The organism is Dyella sp. Tek66A03 (assembly GCF_052567735.1).
Genome location: NZ_CP199584.1, coordinates 981,896 through 999,327 on the forward strand (window position 1 = coordinate 981,896; position 17,432 = coordinate 999,327).

General features: G+C 64.4%; 18 protein-coding genes. 9 read left to right on the plus strand and 9 right to left on the minus strand.

Annotated features, from left to right (window positions below):
• Positions 1-100 precede the first annotated feature (100 nt).
• Both aroB and ACT01B_RS04300 read right to left on the minus strand, forming a co-directional pair.
• A complete protein-coding gene (aroB, locus tag ACT01B_RS04295) occupies positions 101-1,204 on the minus strand; it encodes a 3-dehydroquinate synthase (protein WP_445146150.1) in 1,104 nt (367 codons plus the stop codon).
• Complete coding sequence (locus ACT01B_RS04300) at positions 1,201-1,740, minus strand: shikimate kinase (RefSeq protein WP_445146151.1); 540 nt, start codon at positions 1,738-1,740, stop codon at positions 1,201-1,203. Before ACT01B_RS04300 ends, aroB begins: the two co-directional genes overlap by 4 nt.
• Before the next feature lie 58 nt (positions 1,741-1,798).
• Between ACT01B_RS04300 and ACT01B_RS04305 the strand changes: the two genes are divergently transcribed.
• Both ACT01B_RS04305 and ACT01B_RS04310 read left to right on the plus strand, forming a co-directional pair.
• On the plus strand, positions 1,799-2,638 hold the full coding sequence (locus ACT01B_RS04305) for an NAD-dependent epimerase/dehydratase family protein (RefSeq protein WP_445146152.1): 840 nt from the start codon (positions 1,799-1,801) through the stop codon (positions 2,636-2,638).
• A gap of 92 nt (positions 2,639-2,730) precedes the next feature.
• The gene (locus ACT01B_RS04310; RefSeq protein ID WP_445146153.1) at positions 2,731-3,075 is read left to right on the plus strand and encodes a YbjQ family protein; all 345 of its coding nucleotides are present in this window, start codon (positions 2,731-2,733) and stop codon (positions 3,073-3,075) included.
• Between the two features lie 13 nt (positions 3,076-3,088).
• Here ACT01B_RS04310 and ACT01B_RS04315 read toward each other — a convergent pair whose 3' ends face one another.
• Positions 3,089-3,919, minus strand: a complete 831-nt coding sequence (locus tag ACT01B_RS04315; RefSeq protein ID WP_445146154.1) for a kinase — start codon at positions 3,917-3,919, stop codon at positions 3,089-3,091.
• Between the two features lie 40 nt (positions 3,920-3,959).
• Between ACT01B_RS04315 and pdxH the strand changes: the two genes are divergently transcribed.
• The 3 genes from pdxH to ACT01B_RS04330 are packed head-to-tail and all read left to right on the plus strand — an operon-like array spanning position 3,960 to position 5,854.
• Positions 3,960-4,547 carry a pyridoxamine 5'-phosphate oxidase gene (gene pdxH, locus ACT01B_RS04320; RefSeq protein ID WP_445146155.1) on the plus strand — a complete coding sequence of 196 codons (588 nt, stop codon included), beginning with the start codon at positions 3,960-3,962 and terminating at the stop codon, positions 4,545-4,547.
• 31 nt (positions 4,548-4,578) lie between these two features.
• Positions 4,579-5,016: a secondary thiamine-phosphate synthase enzyme YjbQ gene (locus tag ACT01B_RS04325; RefSeq protein WP_445146156.1), complete on the plus strand. Its 438-nt coding sequence runs from the start codon at positions 4,579-4,581 to the stop codon at positions 5,014-5,016.
• Positions 5,017-5,047: 31 nt separating this feature from the next.
• Complete coding sequence (locus ACT01B_RS04330; RefSeq protein WP_445147424.1) at positions 5,048-5,854, plus strand: cobalamin-binding protein; 807 nt, start codon at positions 5,048-5,050, stop codon at positions 5,852-5,854.
• A gap of 147 nt (positions 5,855-6,001) precedes the next feature.
• Here ACT01B_RS04330 and ACT01B_RS04335 read toward each other — a convergent pair whose 3' ends face one another.
• The 3 genes from ACT01B_RS04335 to proC all read right to left on the minus strand — a co-directional run bounded on the left by ACT01B_RS04335 (position 6,002) and on the right by proC (position 9,566).
• The gene (locus tag ACT01B_RS04335; RefSeq protein ID WP_445146157.1) at positions 6,002-8,092 is read right to left on the minus strand and encodes a M13 family metallopeptidase; all 2,091 of its coding nucleotides are present in this window, start codon (positions 8,090-8,092) and stop codon (positions 6,002-6,004) included.
• A gap of 77 nt (positions 8,093-8,169) precedes the next feature.
• Positions 8,170-8,745 carry a YggT family protein gene (locus ACT01B_RS04340; protein ID WP_445146158.1) on the minus strand — a complete coding sequence of 192 codons (576 nt, stop codon included), beginning with the start codon at positions 8,743-8,745 and terminating at the stop codon, positions 8,170-8,172.
• Entirely contained in the window at positions 8,742-9,566 is an 825-nt protein-coding gene (gene proC, locus ACT01B_RS04345; protein ID WP_445146159.1) for a pyrroline-5-carboxylate reductase, read from the minus strand. Before proC ends, ACT01B_RS04340 begins: the two co-directional genes overlap by 4 nt.
• A gap of 318 nt (positions 9,567-9,884) precedes the next feature.
• Between proC and ACT01B_RS04350 the strand changes: the two genes are divergently transcribed.
• On the plus strand, positions 9,885-10,922 hold the full coding sequence (locus tag ACT01B_RS04350; RefSeq protein ID WP_445146160.1) for a type IV pilus twitching motility protein PilT: 1,038 nt from the start codon (positions 9,885-9,887) through the stop codon (positions 10,920-10,922).
• 38 nt (positions 10,923-10,960) lie between these two features.
• A complete protein-coding gene (locus ACT01B_RS04355; RefSeq protein ID WP_445146161.1) occupies positions 10,961-12,127 on the plus strand; it encodes a PilT/PilU family type 4a pilus ATPase in 1,167 nt (388 codons plus the stop codon).
• 88 nt (positions 12,128-12,215) lie between these two features.
• On the opposite strand, the gene ACT01B_RS04360 is transcribed toward ACT01B_RS04355, so the two are convergent.
• Complete coding sequence (locus ACT01B_RS04360) at positions 12,216-12,581, minus strand: BON domain-containing protein (RefSeq protein ID WP_445146162.1); 366 nt, start codon at positions 12,579-12,581, stop codon at positions 12,216-12,218.
• Positions 12,582-13,025: 444 nt separating this feature from the next.
• On the opposite strand from ACT01B_RS04360, the gene ACT01B_RS04365 reads away from it, so the two are divergent.
• Both ACT01B_RS04365 and ACT01B_RS04370 read left to right on the plus strand, forming a co-directional pair.
• The gene (locus tag ACT01B_RS04365) at positions 13,026-13,754 is read left to right on the plus strand and encodes a hypothetical protein (RefSeq protein WP_445146163.1); all 729 of its coding nucleotides are present in this window, start codon (positions 13,026-13,028) and stop codon (positions 13,752-13,754) included.
• A 19-nt stretch (positions 13,755-13,773) separates the two neighbouring features.
• Positions 13,774-14,517, plus strand: a complete 744-nt coding sequence (locus ACT01B_RS04370) for an MHYT domain-containing protein (protein WP_445146164.1) — start codon at positions 13,774-13,776, stop codon at positions 14,515-14,517.
• Between the two features lie 94 nt (positions 14,518-14,611).
• On the opposite strand, the gene ACT01B_RS04375 is transcribed toward ACT01B_RS04370, so the two are convergent.
• Both ACT01B_RS04375 and ACT01B_RS04380 read right to left on the minus strand, forming a co-directional pair.
• Positions 14,612-16,375 (minus strand): hypothetical protein, encoded by a 1,764-nt coding sequence (locus ACT01B_RS04375; protein WP_445146165.1) that lies wholly within the window; start codon positions 16,373-16,375, stop codon positions 14,612-14,614.
• A 130-nt stretch (positions 16,376-16,505) separates the two neighbouring features.
• Positions 16,506-17,432: an aspartate carbamoyltransferase catalytic subunit gene (locus ACT01B_RS04380; protein WP_445146166.1), complete on the minus strand. Its 927-nt coding sequence runs from the start codon at positions 17,430-17,432 to the stop codon at positions 16,506-16,508.

Here is a 17,432-nt window from a genome sequence, read left to right on the forward strand (position 1 = left end):
GTAGCGAGCGTGGCGATCCGTCGCGCGTCGACAACCGAGCGCTGACGCCGCTACGTATGATCGCCCACAAGGTGGGCTCCTACATGAGATCCGATAGCTGTCAGCGCGTCGCCATGTCCAGCACCGCCAACACGGCGCTTTCGTCCACGCCGCCGACGATCTCCGCGCGGCCGATGCCCCGCCACAGGATCAGGCGCAAGGTGCCAGCAAGATTTTTCTTGTCCAGCCGCATCAACGCCAGCAGCTGCTCGGGATCCATGCCGGCCGGGATGGCCGTGGGCAGGCCCAGCGACGTGAGCAGGCGCTGCAGGCGTGCGGTATCCGCCGGCTCGCCCATGCCCAACCGCTCCGACAAGCGCGCCGCCAGCAGCATGCCGATGGCGACGCCTTCGCCGTGCAGCAACACCTTGTACTTGCCGGCGGTCTCCAGCGCGTGACCGAACGTGTGACCGAGATTGAGCAGGGCACGCTCGCCCTGTTCGGTTTCATCGCGCGCCACGACGCCCGCTTTGTAGCTCACCTTGCGCGCGATCGCATCGATCAGTGGTGCCGGTTCGCGCGCATTGAGCGCGGCGGCGTGCTGCTCCAGCCAGGCGAAGAAAGCCGGGTCGCCGATGGCGGCGCCTTTCACGACCTCGGCGAGACCGGCGCGATATTCACGATCCGGCAGCGTAGCCAGCGTGCTGGTGTCGGCCACCACGGCGCGTGGCTGGTGAAAGGCGCCGACCAGGTTCTTGCCCGCGGGAAGATTGACGCCGGTCTTGCCGCCCACCGATGAATCGACCATGGCTAGCAGGGTCGTCGGCATCTGGATGAAGTCGATGCCGCGCATCCAGCAGGCCGCACTGAAGCCGGCCAGATCACCCACCACGCCGCCGCCCAGCGCGACCACGCAGGCGTCGCGCGTGGCGCCCAGTTGGGCGAGTGCCTCCAGTGCGCGACCGACATTCGCAAACGTCTTGTACGCCTCGCCATCGTCAAGCTGGAACGATGACCAAGTCAGGCCATCCAGCCCTTCGGCCACGCGATCGAGATAGAGCGGTGCCACGGTCGTGTTGCTGATCACCAGCGCGTGGCGTCCGCGCAAGGTGGCCCGCCAGCGAGCGTGGTCAGCCAGTAGGCCCGGGCCGATCCATACGGGATAACTGCGCGTGCCGAGCGCAACGTGGATGGTGCGAAGGTGGGTGTCGGTAGGTGTGCTCATGCGGCGTGCTGACGATGCCAGGATGGGTCAATCAAAAGTATGCTGCGCGCGCTGGCAGCTTGGACATGTTCGTGTACGCCAGGAATCACCAGGTCGGCGATTTCCTGATAGAGATGCGTGCGTTGCTGCGCCATGGCTTCCAGCCGCGTGGCGCGATCGCCGCCAGCGAGCAGGGGCCGCTGCCGGTCCTGCGAGAGGCGTTCCAGTTGCAGCGCGAGGGTGGCTTGCAGCCACAGCACGTATCCGCGCTCGGCCAGCAGCCGGCGGTTCGCCGGGTCCAGTACGGCGCCCGCGCCGGTGGCCAGCAGTACGCCGCGCCTGCGGCTGCATTCGTCGAGCAGCTGGCTTTCGCGCTGCCGGAAGCCGACCTCGCCCTCGATCTCGAACACCATGCTCACCGGTACGCCACACTGGCGCTCGATCTCCTGGTCAAGATCGACGAAGCTCAGACCATAATGCTCGGCAAGCCGACGTCCAATGGACGTCTTGCCCGCGCCGGTCGGTCCGACGATAAACAGGTTGCACGATGGATTCATACGCAAATGCTAACAGGCGTGGGACCGCAAAGCGGTTCGCGGTAACGCGGAGGTGCGCTTGAGCCAGCGGGTGCTGATTGCCGGTTGCGGCGATGTCGGCCTGCGCGTGGCCAAGCAATTGCTGGCGCGCGGCGACCAGGTATGGGCGCTGCGCCGCCGGCTGCCCGCGCTTGATGGCAGCGGTATCCGCTGGCTGCAGGGTGACCTCACCCAGCCTGAGACACTGCGCGACTTGCCCGCCGGGATCACCCAGCTGGTCTATCTGCCGACGCCTGATGCACGTGATCCGGCCGTTTATCGCGCGGTCTTCGTCGATGGCTTGCGCCATCTTTTTGTGGCGCTCGATCGCGACACGCTTGACCGCGCGCTGTTCGTGTCATCCAGCGCGGTGTATGGCGAGCATGGCGACGGGTGGGTGGACGAGCAGACGCCACCGGAGCCGCCGGGCTTCAATGGCCGGGTGCTGCTGGAGGCCGAGCAATGGCTGGCGGCGCAGCCGGTGTTGTCGATCGTGTTGCGGCTTGCCGGCTTGTACGGGCCGGATCGACTTCAATGGGTCGAGCGTTTGCGCAGCGGTGCCGTGCGCGTGCCGCGTGAAGTGAAGCACTGGGCCAATCGCATCCACGTTGATGATGCGGCGACCGCCATCGCGCATCTTCTGGCCTTGCGCACACCGCTGCCGCTCTACCTCGGCGTCGACGACACGCCGTTGCCGCTGGATGTGTTGTACGACCATTTGGCAGCCCTGATCGGCGCGCCACCGCCGGTCGAGGGAGCAGCGCCGCCAGGTGTGGGCAGCAAGCGCCTCAGCAATGCGTGCTTGCGAGCTGGTGGGTTCGTGCCGCAATGGGCTGATGCGCGCGAGGGGTATGCCGCCCTGCTGCGGCCTGCCCGCTAAGCGCAGCTTGAAACGTGTCATCCAAGCGGCTGTTGAAAGCCGCCTGGAGGACGATCTGAAGTGACGCACCCTTAACCCCGGAGAAAGCCTTCATGCCCAGCAAGATCTCGCCGCACATGGTCAGCACCAGCCACGAACTGCCCGGCTACCGCATCGTCCGCCCGATGGGCGTCGTGCGCGGCATCACCGTGCGTTCGCGCAGCGTCATCGGCAATCTTGGCGCCGCGCTGCAGACGCTCGTGGGCGGAAATATCTCGATCTATACGGAGCTGTGCGAGCACGCCCGCGAAGAGGCTTTCGAGTTGATGCTGCGCCACGCTGCCGAACATGGCGCCAACGCGGTGATTGCGATGCGCTACGACGCCAACGATGTGGCCGAAGGCGTGACCGAAGTGCTGGCCTACGGCACGGCCGTGATGGTGGAACCGCTAGGCTGAAAAGTCGCAGGGGTCAGCTGTGATTGACAGCGAGGACATGGCGGTCGTCGTCGTACTCCACCGAGGTATCCGCCAGCGTGGGCAGGGTGGCCAGGGCGTGCCGGCTCAAGCGTTCGTAATGGGCGAGGAAGCGCACCATCGCCTTGGCGTCCATGGCCAGCGGAGCGTTACGCGCCAACAATTCCTCCTCCTGCTCGCTGCGCCACTTGCTGACGACTTCCCAGTTGGGTGCGTGCAGTACGATCAGGGCGTCCAGCTTGCGCCATAGCGGCTGGTAGCCGCGCAGCTGCTTGTTGACCCAGTGGCGCCAACGGCCGTCGGGATCTTCGTCGCGCTCCAAGCTGTTAATAGGCTCTTCCAATGCAGTCAGAAGCTGTGGACGGAGGCCTAGCGCCCATCCTTCCAGGATGACGAGCCTGGGGGGCCGGGTGACGCGAGGCCAGCGTGAAGGTGTAACACGCGTGTCACGCCCCTTGTCGAAACGAGGGTAGTCCACCGGCAGTTTTTCGGAAGCCTGTGGGAAGGCGGCCAACACTGACAGCAGCAGTTCGATCTCGTGCGTGCCAGGCACGCCGCGGGTGCGCAGCAACGGGTGGATCTGTTGCGCCAGCAGTTCCCGTTCGCTGCGCGAGTAGTAGAAATCGTCCAGCGAGAGTACTTCGGTCGGCCAGCCGCGCGATTCCGCCTGGAGCTTCATTTCCCGGGCGAGCGTGCTCTTGCCGCTGCCCTGCAGGCCGGACAGGCCGAGCAGGTAAGGGCGGCGGGTGCGGGCAATGCGACCGGCGTATTGGTCGAGCAGGTGTCCCGCCAGGGTCGAATTCTGCGTGCTAGCATCTGGTGACATTCGGCCATGATGGCGCGCGGCGGCCACGATTCAAGACCCCATGTTGAAATCAGAGATTCTAGACACCTTCCTGCAACTGTTGGACGAGGCGGCGGCGGGAGGCGATTCCGAGCCCACGGCCATGAATTTGGCGACGGTCGATGCGGCCGGACGGGTGAGTTCGCGCATCGTGCTGCTCAAGGGGGCGGACGAGCGCGGCTTCCGTTTCTATACCAATTACGAGAGCGACAAGGGCAGCCAGCTCGAGGCGCATCCCCAGGTCGCCCTGTGCTTCCACTGGAAGCAGTTGCGCGAAGTGGTGCAGGTACGCGTGGAAGGCCTGGCGCGCAAAGTGTTGGCGGAGGAGTCGGATGCCTACTTCGCCTCGCGTCCGCGCGCCAGCCAGCTCGGCGCCTGGGCCTCGTTGCAGTCGCAGACGCTGCCCGATCGCGACACCTTCGAGCAGCGCTTCAAGCGCTACGAGCACGAATTCGAAGGCCGCGACGTGCCGCGCCCCCCGCACTGGGGCGGCTTCGTGGTGGAACCGGACATGGTGGAATTCTGGTACGGCGCGGAATTCCGCTTGCACGATCGCGTGCGCTGGAGTCGCCACGGCCAGACCTGGACCCATCGCCTGCTTTATCCTTGAGCGTACCCCAAGCCATTCGGAGACATGAAGCATGCGCGCTGCGCCCGCCGATCACGTTGCCCAGAATGGCTTTGTCGTGCACTCGCGCGGCCGCGGCTTCACCGAGATCACCGACAAGGTCGGTGACGTGGTGACAGCCAGTGGCGTGCACACCGGCGTTGCCAACATCTTCAGCCTGCATACCAGTTGCTCGCTGTTGATCAGCGAGAATGCCGACCCCACCGTACGCGACGATCTGGAACGCTGGCTGGCCCGCGCCGTGCCCGATGGCGACGCCATCTTCCGGCACGACGAAGAAGGGCCGGACGATATGCCGGCCCACGTGCGTGCCATCCTCACCGGTGTCAGCCTGGTGGTGCCGGTGCATGCGGGCAAGCTGCAGCTCGGTACCTGGCAGGGCATCTTTCTTTGGGAACACCGCCTTGATCCGCATCAGCGCAAGATCACGGTAACCGTGCTGGGACATTGAACTCTTGACCGAAACCAACCGCGGCCGGGCCATGCCCGATCATTACCCTCAACGCATCGTCTGCATGACCGAGGAGCCGACCGAGGTGCTTTATGCGCTCGGTGAGGAACATCGCATCGTCGGCATTTCCGGTTTCACCGTGCGACCGCCGCGGGCGCGCAAGGAGAAGCCGAAGGTCTCGGCCTTCACCAGTGCGAAGATCGCCGAGATCCTCAAATTGGAACCGGATCTGGCGATCGGTTTTTCCGATATCCAGGCCGATATCGCGCGCGACCTGATCAAGGCCGGCGTAGAGGTGTGGATCAGCAACCATCGCAGCGTGGACGGCATTCTTGCCTATATCCGGCGTCTCGGCGCCATGGTGGGAGCCGGCGAGCGGGCCGAGGCCTATGCGCAGCAGGCCGAGCGGCACATCGCGCAGGTGCAGGCCGCCGCGTCGCAGTTCAAGCGGCGTCCGAAGGTGTACTTCGAGGAATGGGACGAGCCGCTGATCACGGGCATCCGCTGGGTGGCCGAGCTGGTTCGCATCGCCGGTGGTGATGACGTATTCCCGCAGATGTCCAGCGAGTCACTGGCCAAGCACCGCATCCTGGCGGATGCGGGCGAGGTCGTGCGGCAGGCGCCGGATATCATCCTGGGCTCTTGGTGCGGTAAACGCTTCCGTCCAGAGCGAGTGGCCGCGCGAGCGGGTTGGGATGCTATTCCAGCGGTTCGCAACGGTGATCTCTACGAGATCAAGTCACCGATCATTCTGCAGCCGGGACCGGCGGCGTTGATTGATGGGCTCGATGCAATCCACAGGATCTTCGCGGACTGGGCAGCGCGGCACGCTCACTAGCTTCCTCTCCCCCTTGGGGAGAGGATTGAGGTGAGGGGCGGGTGCTCGCGGTGAGGTTTCAAAAGATCGCGCTTTAATCTGGCGCTTTCTCAAGATTGGCCCCTCACCCCAGCCCTCTCCCCGGAGGGGAGAGGGAGCAAAGGAAAGTCACCAGATGCGAACGCGCTGTGCCTCGGGACGCCACATCGGCTGGCCCTGCTTCACGCCAAACGCTTCATAGAACTCCGGAATATTCGACAGCGGCCCGTTGACGCGCCACTTGGCCGGCGCATGCACGTCGCTGAGCAGGGCCTGCCGCAGCAGATCCTCGCGCTCCTGCGACAGCCACGACAGCGCATAGCCAAGGAAGAATCGCTGCATCGGCGTATAGCCGGCGATCTTTTCGCCCTTCTGGTATTGCTCGGTTTTCTTGAACGCGTCGATACCGATCATCAGGCCGCCGAAGTCCGCGATGTTTTCGCCCAGGCTGGCCTCGCCATTGATATGCAGGCCGGGTAGCGGTTCGAACGCGTTGAACTGCTTGACCATGACGGCGGCGCGCTGGTTGAAGCGGGCCGCATCCTGCTTGCTCCACCAGTCCTTCAAGTTGCCGGCAGCGTCGAACTGACGTCCCTGATCGTCGAAACCGTGGGTAATTTCGTGGCCGATGGTCGAGGCGGCGACATAACCGTAGACCACGGCGTCATCGATCTCGCTGTCCGCATGGCCGGGGATGATGAATTGCGCGGCAGGCAGCACGATCTCGTTGTTGGATGGGTTGTAATAGGCGTTATAGGTCTGCGGGTACATCTCCCACTCGTTGCGGTCGACCGGCTTGCCGAACTTCGACACCATGTCGTTGAAGGCCCAGTGGCTGGCATTCATCATGTTCTTCGCATACGACTCTCGGCCGATGCTGAGCGCGGCGTAATCCTTCCACTTGTCCGGGTAGCCGACCTTCCTGGTCACGGTGGCCAGTTTCTCGTGCGCCTTGGTCTTGGTGGCCGGGCTCATCCAGTCGAGCCGGTCGATGCGTTCGCCATAAGCCGTGCGGATCGATTCCACCATGGCGTTGTAGCGCTGTTTGCTGCTCTCGGAAAAATAGTCCTTCACGTAGATGCGGCCAAGGATCATGCCCATGGCGTTGTTCTCGGCGCGAAGGGTGCGCTTCCAGCGCGGTTTCTGCTCCTTCTGGCCCGACAGCACACGGTTGTAGAAATCGAAGTGCTCGTTGTCGAAGTCCTGGCTCAGGTAGGCCGCATAGGCGTCGGCCAGGTGGACGCGCAGGTAGTCGCGCAGCACGGGTACGGGCGTCTTGGCGAGCAGGGCCTGCAGCCCGCCGAAGAATTCCGGCTGGCCGACGATGACCGTTTCCGGCGACAGCTTCCACGCTTTCAGGCGCTCGCTCCAGGCGATAGCCGGCGTGACCTTGCCGGTGAAGTCGGCAGGCGCGATCTTGTTGTAGTTCTTCTCCGGATCGCGCAGGTCGGCCAGCGGGCGCGACACCTTCGCGAGTGCGGTTTCGAACGCCATCACCTGGGTCGCACTCTTGCGCGCGGCGGCGTCGTCGGCGCCGAGCAGGCGGAACATGCGCTGCAGGTGTTCCACGTAGGCAACGCGAGCCTTGGCGACGCCCGGCTCCTGGTTGAAGTAGTAGTCGCGCTCCGGCAAGCCCAGACCACCCTGGCCCAGATGCACGGCCATGACGGCGCTCTGCTTCTCGTCCTGCGATACACCGAAATCGAAGAACGCATCCACGCCCAGCGGCTGCAGCGCGAAGCCTTCGTCGAGTGCGGACTGCAAGTCATGCACCGCATCGATGCGGGCAAGCTCATCTTTCAGCGGGCTCAGGCCAAGTTTGTCGGCCAGGGCCTGGTCCATCGCGGTGGTCCAGAAATCGCCCACCTTCTGCTCGTCGCTGCCGCTGGCGGCGCTCTTTTGAGCGGCCGCGGTTTCGCTGATCTTGCGCAATTTGACGTAGAGGTCGTCCTGTACCACCTGGCCGATGCCCCACATCGATTCCTGTGCCGGGATCGGGTTGCTCTTCAGCCACGCGCCATTGGCGAACTGGAAAAAGTCATCGCCAGGGTTGACGGACGCGTCGATATTCGCCGCTACTACGTCGCGTGGCAGCGCAGCCGGGGCTGAAGCCGGCGCGGCTTTCGCTGTGGTGTCGGCGGCCTGGGCGCTGGGTAGCCACGCCGCAGCCATGCCCAGGGCGAGGGCACACCGACGAAGGGAATGCGAAGTCACTTTCATGGTGGACCTTCCGTATCAGAGAGGAACAGGGCGGCGATGGCATCGACGCGGCCCAGTGACATCGAAATCGAGAGCGCTTAGAGCCCGATAGCCAAACGGCTGCCAAAGTCGGCCAGCGGAGACACCACCAGCAGGCGGGCCAGGATCAGGATGATCATCACGACCCAGGGCGCGAAGTCGAGGCCGCCGGCCACCAGCTTGCCGCGCAGCGGGCGCAGCAGCGGGTCGACCAGGCTGCCTGCCAATCGATAGACCGGATGGTAGTGCTCGACCTGGAACAGGCTCATCAAGGACCAGATGAAGATCAGCACCACGTAGAACATCAGGATGAAGTCGAGCGTATCGGCTACCGACAGCAACAACAGGCCAAGCACATGCGGGAAGGCGCCGAGCAGCGCAAACAGCAGCACCCGCTTGAGCAGCATCAGCAGCCAGATCAGCAGCAAGGCGGCGATATTGATGCGGCGCCAGTTCGGCAGCAGCTTGCGGATCGGCGCCAGGATGGGATTGGTGGTGCGGTAGACGAACTGGCTGAGCGGGTTGTGGAAGTCCGCGCGACTGGCCTCAGCCAACAGGCGCAGGGCGAACAAGGCCGCGGCGGCGCCGAAGGCCAGTTCGAGCAGGAAGGAAACGGCGTTAACGAGATAATTCACGGCTTGTCATCCAGGCTGGCAGCCAGTTCAGCACCGCGGCGCGTGGCGGCGGCCACGGCGCGGGCCACAGTGGCGTGGAAGTGGTCGGCGGCAAAGCTTTCCAGGGCGGCTTGCGTCGTGCCATGGGGAGAGGTCACGCGCTGACGCAACACGCCAGGGTCCTCGCCGCTTTCGGTCAGCATGCGGCCGGCGCCCAGGCAGGCCTGGGCGGCCAGGGCGCGGGCCACGTTGCGTGGCATGCCCTGCGCAAAGGCGGCATCTTCCAGCGCCTCAACCAGGGCAAAGAAGTAAGCCGGGCTGGAGCCGGCGATGGCGGTGACGGTATCCATCTGCGCCTCGTCTTCGATCCAGCGCGTGAGGCCGACGGCGTCCATGATGTGCTGGGCCTGCGCACGCTGCTCCGGGCTTACCCGCCGGTTGGCGCACAATCCGGTAGCACCCGCGCCGATCAGCGCCGGGGTATTGGGCATGCAGCGGACGATGGCCAGGGCATGGCCGAACCAGCGCTCGAGCTGGTCGATGCGTACGCCGGCGGCGATCGAGATCAGCAGGGGCCTCTGGCGATGCAGGGTGTCCAGCAACTCGGCATGGACCGCCGGCATGATCTGCGGCTTCACCGCCAGGATCAGGACATTCGCCTCGGCGGCGGCGAGGCGGTTTTCGCCATAGCAGGCCACGCCAAAGTCCCGCCCCAGCTCCTGGCGTGCGTCGGCCCTGGGTTCGGCCACGGTGATGGAGGAAGCGGCGATGCCGGTTTTGAGCAGGCCGCCGATCAGGCTGCGCGCCATATTTCCGCCACCAATGAAAGCAATACGTGTCATGCGGGTTCCTCGCCAATCCGGCGCCTACCTTACAAGACGGCGCCTTGGCCCGTCCCGTGGCGGAAGTGCGGGGAGGCGGAACCGCCTCGGCCCAGACTTCTGCAAACCACGTCCCCGCTTTGGGTAGTAGAGCGAAGGAAAGGCTGGTGGCACGGGCCATGGCGCGAGTAGTATCGGCCCGCTGCATGGGGAACCGGGTTTGGACCGTTCGGACGGCGTCTGCGCGCTTGCGCGGTGGCGCCGCGTCCATGGATACCCCCGGCCGTGCGGCCTTGCCGCAGCATGTCATCCAGATGATTGGGTTGAGGGGAACGCCAGATGGATATCGCCGAACTGCTTGCCTTCTCGGTGAAGAACAAGGCCTCGGACTTGCACTTGTCCGCCGGTCTGCCGCCGATGATCCGCGTGGACGGCGACGTCCGCCGCATCAATATCCCGGCGCTTGAGCACAAGCAGGTGCACTCGCTGATCTACGACATCATGTCGGACAAGCAGCGCCGCGACTACGAAGAATTCCTCGAGGTCGACTTCTCGTTCGAGATTCCTGGCCTGGCCCGCTTCCGTGTCAACGCGTTCAACCAGAACCGTGGCGCCGGCGCGGTGTTCCGTACCATTCCTTCGGAAGTGCTCACCTTGGAGGACCTGGGCGCGCCGCCAGTCTTCCGCGACCTGATCGAGCAACCGCAGGGCCTGATCCTGGTCACCGGGCCCACCGGCTCGGGCAAGTCGACCACGCTGGCGGCGATGGTCGACCACATCAACAAGAACGAATACGGTCACATCCTCACCATCGAGGACCCGATCGAATTCGTGCATACCTCGCAGAAGTGCCTGGTCAACCAGCGCGAAGTCCATCGCGACACGCACGGCTTCAATGAAGCGCTGCGATCGGCATTGCGTGAAGACCCGGACTACGTGCTGGTCGGCGAGTTGCGCGACCTGGAAACCATCCGCCTGGCGCTGACCGCCGCGGAAACCGGTCACCTTGTGTTCGGTACCTTGCATACCAGTTCGGCCGCCAAGACCATCGACCGCATCATCGACGTGTTCCCGTCCGGCGAAAAGCCGATGGTGCGTTCCATGCTGTCCGAATCGCTGCGCGCGGTCATTTCGCAGACCCTGCTGAAGAAAGTGGGTGGCGGCCGTATTGCGGCGCACGAGATCATGGTGGGCATTCCCGCCATCCGTAACCTTATCCGCGAGGACAAGGTGGCGCAGATGTACTCGTCCATCCAGACGGGGCAGCAGTACGGCATGCAAACGCTCGACCAGAATCTGCAGGACCTGGTCAAGCGCGGTCAGGTGACTCGCCAGCAGGCGGGGAGCTACGCCCGCAACAAGGACATCTTCAAGTAAGCGGTTGGTCGTCGTGTTGAATCCAGAGGGTCCGTGCCATGAGTGATTTTGATTTCACCTCGTTCCTGAAGCTGATGGTGCACAAGAAGGCATCTGACCTGTTCATCACAGCCGGTGTTGCGCCCTCCATGAAGGTGCAGGGCCGCATCGTGCCGATCACGCAGAGCCCGTTGTCGCAGCAGCAATCGCGCGACATGGTGCTCAACGTGATGACGCCGTCGCAGCGCGAAGAGTTCGAGAAAACCCACGAGTGCCAGTTCGCGATCTCCGCGCAGGGCGTGGGCCGTTTCCGCGTGTCCTGCTTCTATCAGCGCAACTGCGTAGGCATGGTGCTGCGCCGGATCGATTCGAAGATCCCCACCATCGAGGAGCTGAACCTGCCGCCGGTCATCAAGCAGTTGGCCATGACCAAACGCGGCATCATCATCTTCGTCGGCGGTACCGGCACCGGTAAGTCCACCTCGCTGGCGTCGATGATCGGCTATCGCAACGCCAACTCGACCGGGCACATCATCACCATCGAGGACCCGATCGAATACGTGCACAAGCACGAGGGCTGCATCATCACGCAGCGCGAGCTGGGCATCGACACCGACAGCTGGGAGAACGCCCTAAAGAACACGCTGCGCCAGGCGCCCGATGTCATCATGATCGGCGAAGTGCGTACGCGCGAGACGATGGAGCACGCGATCAACTTCTCCGAGACGGGCCACTTGTGCCTGTGTACGCTGCATGCGAACAACGCGAACCAGGCGATGGACCGCATCCTGCACTTCTTCCCGGAAGACCGTCGCTCGCAGCTGTTCATGGACTTGTCGCTCAACCTCAAGGGCGTGGTCGCGCAGCAGCTGATCCCGACGCCGGACGGCAAGTCGCGCCGCGTGGCGGTGGAAGTGCTGCTGGGCACGCCGCTGGTGCAGGACTACATCCGCCAGGGCGAGATCCACAAGCTCAAGGAAGTGATGAAGGAATCCACCAACCTGGGCATGAAGACCTTCGACCAAAGCCTGGTCGAGCTCTATCACGCCGGCGAGATCTCCTACGAGGATGCGTTGCGTCACGCCGACAGCTCCAACGAAGTGCGCCTGCGCATCAAGCTCGCGCAGGGCGGCGATGCGCACACCTTGTCGCAGGGCCTGGATGGCGTGGAGCTGGAAGAGACGAAGGACTCGCAGAACTTCGGCGGTGGCCTGTTGCGTCGCTGATTTCAGTCACCGGACGGCTGGCAGAAAAGAAGGAGCCCTCAGGGCTCCTTCTTCCTTTCAGCGACCGCCAGACACGGCGTGCGTGCGCTTACTTGGCAGTATCGCTAACCGTCAGGCCACTGGTATCGACGCTCTTGACGCCCTTCACTTTCTGGGCCACATGCGCGATCTTGGCTTTCTCCGCCGCACTGGTCGCCGTGCCCGTCACGGTTACCACACCGTCCATGGTGGCGACGGTAACATCCGTGCTGCTGACACCCTTGGTCGTCGCCAGTTCGGACTTCACCTTGGTAGTGATCCAGGCATCAGCCGTCTTGTCGGGCACCGTCTGATTTTCCGAGGACTTCTGCATAGCGGCGTCCTGTGCGGCGACCTGCGCGAACGGCACGACCGAGAAGGCGGCAACCAGGCCAGCGGCGACCAAAGTCTTGCGAATGACGTTGTTGGTGCGCATGGGGAATCTCCTGTAGTGGGGAAGTGCTGTCCTTGAGACAGACGTCTGCCGCAGGTCGCGACATCCGTGGCACCTATCCAAACAGTGTCAACGTGAACCAAGCTCGGCTGATGTCCGAATCGGTTCAGTGCGTAATCACCGTTGCGAAGAAAACGTGTGCGCCACGTTGCGACATCGTTCTGCGGATCGGAAGGTAGTGTGATGCGCGGCACATTATTCAAGGGCTCTTCCCGGCCGTAGCTGTCGCCAATATGACGTCCGCCAACGTGTACGTGCCGCTCGTCGCAATGCCGTTGCATGGGACGCATGCCGCGCGTGGGATGGCTTGTGAAACCTCCGCGCATCCGGCACATTGCGCTGCGAAAACATTTGTCGCCAGGCTTGATTTCGGGGGGGATCATGGCCGAGTTGGAAGTTCGGGTGATATCCGAACGACGAGAAGGGTTGCTCATCGAATTGGGTCGCGTGGTCAGCGAGCATGGTCACGTGCTGCTGCGCCAGCGTCTGTTGCCTGATGCGCGCGGCGCGGGCCTGATCATGGTGTTGCGTGGACCCCAAGCCTCGCGATCGGCACTGGAAGTCGCGCTGGGCGCGCACCCTCGGGTGCTGCATTTCGAATCGTCCCAAGGGGCAGTCGACAAGCGTTTCCCGCCGGTATCGCAGGAGACCGCCGAAGCACCCGTGGTTACCCTGGCGCCATCCCGGGTCCCTAGCCTCGGCATGCCAGCGGGCGCCGAGGTGGCGCGCGTCGAGCGCATGCTGCCTGGCCTGGCGAAGGACTATCCACGGATCTTCCCGTGGTTGATCAATCTCGAGTATGCGGTAACCGCCGAGGCACGGGAGGCGTCCCTGCATCTTGCGGGTCGACGTGCGGGTGCCTGGGTGTTCCGGCGCGACTTCGCCCTGGGTGCGCGGCTTGCGTCCAACGATGCACTCAAGCGCATCGTGGTGCCGGCCTTGCGCGATCTGGTAACGGTGGAATTGCGCGGCGACCTGCTGCATGTGCGGGGCTGTCCGCTATGCCAGCCGGGCGGCCTGTCGGGTGGACGGTTTTTCTGTGGCTTTATCGAGGGATTGCTGGGCGATGCGTTGGCATCGGGCGAGCCAAGCGCCAGCGAGATCAGCTGCCATTGCCACGGTGCGTCGGAGTGCGTCTTCGCATTGACGCCGTGATCGATTCAAGGGGGAATTCATGCAGGACATGCATCAGCACTACAACTATCTGCTGGTAGGCCTTTCTTACCTGGTGGCCGTACTCGGCTCCTTCACCGCGCTGCAGTTCGCGCTAGGCATTCCCTTGGCGCGCACGCCGGGGCAGCGCTGGGGCTCGATTCTCGCCGCCGGCACGGCGATGGGTGGTGGCGCCATCTGGGCGATGCATTTCGTCGCCATGCTCGCGTGCAGCATGGGGGCGCAGGCGACCTACGACGTCGTGTTGACCGCGATCTCGGTGCTGCTCGCGGTGGTGGTGTCTTCGCTGGGGCTGGCGATCGCCGGTAGCCTGGTGTTTCGCTGGACCAACTTGCTGGCAGGCGGCAGTTTGATGGGGCTTGGCGTGGCGGGCATGCACTATCTCGGCATGAGCGCCATGCTGATGTCGGCGCAGGTGACGTATGACATGCGCCTGGTCGCGTTGTCGGTGCTGATCGCCATCATCGCGTCGATCGCTGCACTGTGGCTGGCCTTCAATCTACGCGGGAAGTTGCAGATGCTGGGCAGCGCCCTGGTCATGGGGATCGCGGTTTGCGGCATGCATTACACCGGCATGGCCGCCGCGACGTTCAATCAGGGCGGAACGCTGCCCGCCGGATTTGAACAAGGCGTGCGCGGTGATCATCTGGGCGGGGTGATCGGCATCATCGTGATGGTGATGCTGGTACTGGCTCTCGGGATCAGCATCGTTCGCCAGTATCGACGGTCGGTGCTTTCGATCTAGGACGTGTCGACACGCTAGATCGGGCACCTTGAGCCTGCGGAACGGCAAAGGGGCGCCGAGGCGCCCCTTTGTGATGGTGACAGCTGTCGCGGGCTTACTTCAGTTCGTTCTGGTTGGTGATGACCAGGCCATCGCTGTCCATATGAACTTCGGCGCCCACTGACTTGATGCGCGCCGCCTGTGCCTGCATCGACTCGAACTGCGCCTTGGAGCGCTCGGCCGAGGCCTTCGCGGCTGCCGCGGCGGCCGCATCATCGTGATCGGCCGGCGTGGCGAGCTGGGCTATATGGTCGGCCCGTTGCGCCATGGCCTTGACCCAGGCGGTGTACATATCGCCACTGAGCTGCAGGCGGCCGAAGCGGCCGGCATCGCCCGTCGGGGCGTTGAGCATGTCGCCCAACTTGCTGTCTTCGCCCGCGCCAATGGCCAGGGCGAGTGCCTTCGGACCCATGGCCGCCCACACCGGCGAGCCAAGTGGTGCAGTCACGTCAGGCGGCAGCGCCACCGGCTTGCCATCCGTGGTGAGCTTGAGCTGGGCGAGACCGGAGGCCACCATCTGGCTCATCGCCAGCAGTGCGGTGGGATTGGAGGTGCCGATGAGCACGCGGCCGCTGAACTTGGGAATGCCGTCCGCGTTGCCCGCTTCGAAACTGTCCAGCGCCACGCGCAGACCCAGCAGGTCACCTATCGGCGGTACCGCGGCCTGCTGCGATAGCGTGCCGATCTTCACAAAGCCATCGTTGAGGTCCGTCAGCGACTGGCAGGTGAATGGCTTGGATGCCACCGCCTCGGCCTGGGCGCTCCAGAACGTACGCAACTGGGCCACCGGCAGCGCCAGGCTGACATCGAACGGTGCGGTGCCCGCAGCCCCCAGCCCCGGCAATTCCACCTTGAGGCCGCCGAAGGCCTTGGTGATGTCATCGGCCAGGGCGACATCCCAACGCAGGTTCTGATGCTTCTCGTCGAGCTTGGTGTAGCCAAAGCTCACTGACGGTACGCGAGCAGCAATGCGCGCGGCTTCACCTTCGCAGCTCGGCGCGACCTGCAGCTGGCTGGTCACCGGCTCGCCCGTCTTGGCCGATTCGGTCGCGGCGCGCGCCTTGCGCAGGGCGTTGAACATCGGGTCCTTGCCGCCGGCAGCCAGCGGAAGCAGGCGGACCAGGTCGAGCTGGCCAATCGCCCACGGCTGGTAATCCTTGGCCTTGGCCAGCTTCTCCAGGCGACCGTCGTCCTGCAGGTTCTTGGACGGGCGATCCAGGCCGAGTGCGAGGCGCAAGGTGGCCTCGGGTGCATCGGTCGGCAACAGCGCCGCCACGGCCTGCTTGCCGACCACGGCGATGACGACCTGGGTGCCGGTTTCCGGCGACACGCGCTTGCGGTAGCTCTGGCCACCTACGGTCGCGGTATCGAACGGCTTGCCATAGGCCGTTTCCAGGCGTCCGACAAAGGCGTCGAAAGCCTTCGCGTCGATCAGCTCGAAGCGGATCACCGGCGACAGCCCCAGGCCGTAAAAAGCCGAGCGACCCTTGATGTTGAGGCCGGCGTTCTGCGCGAACTGCTCGATGGTCTTGCCATCCAGCTCGGCGATGACCGCCTTCAGCAGACGAGCGGTATCGGGGTCCTTGTCGGCCATGTCGTCGGCCGCGGACTTCAGCTGCACCAGCTGCGCGGGGAGCTGCGCATTGGTCTGCGCCAGCAGGGCCTTGCGGGTGCCCTCGTCAAGGACGTCGAGGTTGGCCACCACGTAGGGCGTATCGGCCGGCACGAAAGCAAGGGGAGCGTCCTTGTCCTTGTGATGGCACGCAGCCAGAAGTACGCCGGCGAAACCCAGCGCTACAAAGCGCGTCGTCGATCGCATGTTTATTCCCTTAAGAGAGGTGCGTTAGTGCGCCGGGCATTATGCCCGGAATCTAGGCCTGGCGCGGCGCACCGCGGCCGGGACAGCAGCTTGGCGGGAGCCTGCTGGCGTAGTGTTTGGACTACCTGATCTAGCGACCCAGTACCTCGGCCAGGACCGCCATGCGCACGAAGACGCCATTGCCGACCTGTTCGAGAATGCGGGACTGCGGGCCATCGGCCACTTCCGAGGCGATCTCGATACCGCGGTTGAGTGGGCCTGGGTGCATCACCAGGGCGCCCTTGGCGGCACGCTCGAGGCGACGGTTGTCGAGGCCGTAACGGGCAAAGTAAGCCGCCTCGTCGGGCAGGTCGGTGACGGCCATGCGCTCCTTCTGCAGGCGCAGCATGATCACCACGTCGGCGCCTTCGATGGCGGCGTCGAAATCGTCGGTAAGGACGCAACCCGGAAACTCCGTCGCGTCGGGCAACAAGCCACGCGGCGCGCACAGGCGGATTTCCTTCGTACCCAGCGCGGTAAGCGCGTGCACGTCCGAACGGGCCACGCGCGAGTGCTTCACGTCGCCGCAGATGGTGACGGTGAGCCGCTCGAAATCGGGACGATGCTGGCGGATGGTCAGCACGTCGAGCAGCCCCTGGGTGGGATGCGCCCGATTGCCATCGCCGGCATTGATCACCGAGACGCCGCTCATGGCATGGCGCACGAGCTCTTCGGGCGTGCCCGACTGCTTGTGGCGCACTACGATGGCATCCAGGTGCATCGCTTCCAGCGTGTGCAGCGTATCGAACAGCGCCTCGCCCTTGCTGGTGGAGGAGAAGCTGATGTCGAAGTTGATGACGTCGGCACCGAGTCGGCGCGCCGCCAGCTCGAACGAGGTGCGCGTGCGCGTCGACGGTTCGAAGAACAGATTGAGGATCGTGCGGCCGTTCAGGAGGTCGAGCTTACGGGTGCCGTGGGCGCAGCCGTCGCGCATGGTCTCCGCGCGGTCGAGCAGACGCTCGATGGCGGCGCGGGGCAGGTTTTCCAGCGTGGTGAGATGGCGCAGGCGAGGGGTCAT